The sequence below is a fragment of the Psychrobacter sp. 1U2 genome, assembly GCF_051847575.1.
In genome coordinates this window covers 1-1,951 of record NZ_JBPYDC010000092.1, presented here as the reverse complement: position 1 = coordinate 1,951, position 1,951 = coordinate 1, and the positions used below count along the sequence as shown (strand labels likewise).

The following is a 1,951-nucleotide window of genomic DNA, read 5'->3' as shown; positions in this document are numbered from 1 at the left end:
CACTAAACTGACAACAGACACCATACGTGCTGATTTCAGCTCTTCGTTGTTACCGTTATCAGCAAATAAATGCTTGATACCCATTACAAAATGATATGCAATCGATGCAACGAATATCCATGCTAAAAAGCGAACAAAAACATTATCAAATACGGTTGCAAAGCTCTCAGGTGACGCAAGAGAGGTCTGTAACAACCAAAGCATGACAGGGATTAATAAGAATAGAACAATGCCAGATATACGATGTAGAATTGAAGCTATCGCAATCGGTGAGCGATTAACGGCCATCACTTGGCTCAAAGGCAGATCAATAGGTCGGTTGCTTTTCACAGCGGGCATCCTTTTTGCGGTTATACTCCTGTATCTACTATCAACGCTAAGCAGGAATCTATCCTACCAAACATTTAGCAACATACGAGATGAATAAAGTAAGGAAGAGCTAGCTGACTGTGCTAGTTTACGCTAGGCATTCATATGCATTCAACAGATAAAACATTCACGATTAACTGTCTATATTATTAATACAATGCTTGCTCATCGTCAGTAGTCATAGCACTCATACACGATACTTATATGACGATCACAATTTGCAAGTTGAACACATGGCTATGTTTTAATTAAGTCGATTGTTTTGCTTGAATCAACTATTCTGTCTGTCTAAATTTAAGATACTAAAGTTAAGGTACTAGATTCTTTAACCCTACGTATTTTTATTCATATTTTATAGTTGACTGTCTTTTAAGAGGTTCAGTTAACTGGTCTATTTTTAATTGATTTCTTAATAAAAACAGACATTGTCATTTGACTGCCTGCTAAGACACAAACGGTCTTAGAATCAATATAAAAATAGAACAAACAACGCCAATATAGACACTATAAACTATTGTTATAACTATAAATTTACGTATTCAATCAAAAAAAGCACCTTTCGATTCACGATTTAACAAACGCATGTATCTTACTTAACATTCATTAATATATAATCAGCATCAGTCAAATCACGCCATTATAAAATGGCTAGCCGACAATTACAAATTTATCCCTTAAATAGTGAATATAGTGGTTATGTTGACATAAAACCTATCAATGGTAATAAAATTGTCGCAACCTTACTATTTTAGAACCTGCAACAAGCAAGCTCAGATTTGACTACTGGTCATGCACTAGATGTTCTTCATCGTATTAATAAAAAACCTAAAACGGTAAAACAAATAAAAAGAGTCAATTTTTATCAAATTAACAGACCCCTTGATACTTTTATAAAAACCTTAAATATGCGCTAAATATGCTAACAGACATATTTTGATACAAAAATTACCTTATATAACTACCCTGAAACCACGTGAATTAGGGATATAGCTGCTAAAACTCTTTTCTAATTATGTCAAATTACTGGTAACATAGCCTCAATCTTAAATCAGTTAAATTCATATTTGTTCATGTAACGTCACAAAATTATGTGTCGTTTGTATTTTTACTCTAACAAGCTAAAACCAATGGAGAGGAAATTATGGCTGATAACATTAAGTCAAATAATGAAGCCACACTAGTAGTAGATGGTAAGGAATACCAACTTCCTATTATTCACGGTACTTTAGGTCGCCCAGTTGTCGATGTTGCTGCTTTACAAGAAGCCGGTTACTGGTCTTATGATCCAGGGTTTAAAGTCACAGCTCCTGTTGAATCAAAAATCACTTTTATTGACGGCGGCAAAGGTGAGTTACTACATCGTGGCTACCCTATTGATGAATTGGCGAACAACGCTGAGTATCTAGAAGTTGCTTATGCTCTTATTCATGGCGACCTACCTAATAAAGAACAAAAAGCAGACTTTTTTGGGAAAATTCGCAAGCATTCAGGTGTTCATGACCAGCTGCGTAAATTCTTTGAAGGCTTTCGCCGTGATGCTCACCCAATGGCAATCATGGTTGGGGTCGTGGGTGCGCTATCA

The 1,951-nt window shown here is 35.5% G+C and carries 2 protein-coding genes; one reads left to right on the top strand and one right to left on the bottom strand.

Going from position 1 to position 1,951, the window contains the following annotated elements:
- Nucleotides 1–339: succinate dehydrogenase, cytochrome b556 subunit (gene sdhC, locus ACS8FD_RS13405; protein WP_439276247.1), on the bottom strand; the 339-nt coding region annotated here is incomplete at its 3' end.
- A gap of 1,171 nt (nt 340–1,510) precedes the next feature.
- Between sdhC and ACS8FD_RS13400 the strand changes: the two genes are divergently transcribed.
- On the top strand, nt 1,511–1,951 hold a 441-nt coding region (locus ACS8FD_RS13400), incomplete at its 3' end, for a citrate/2-methylcitrate synthase (protein WP_439276246.1).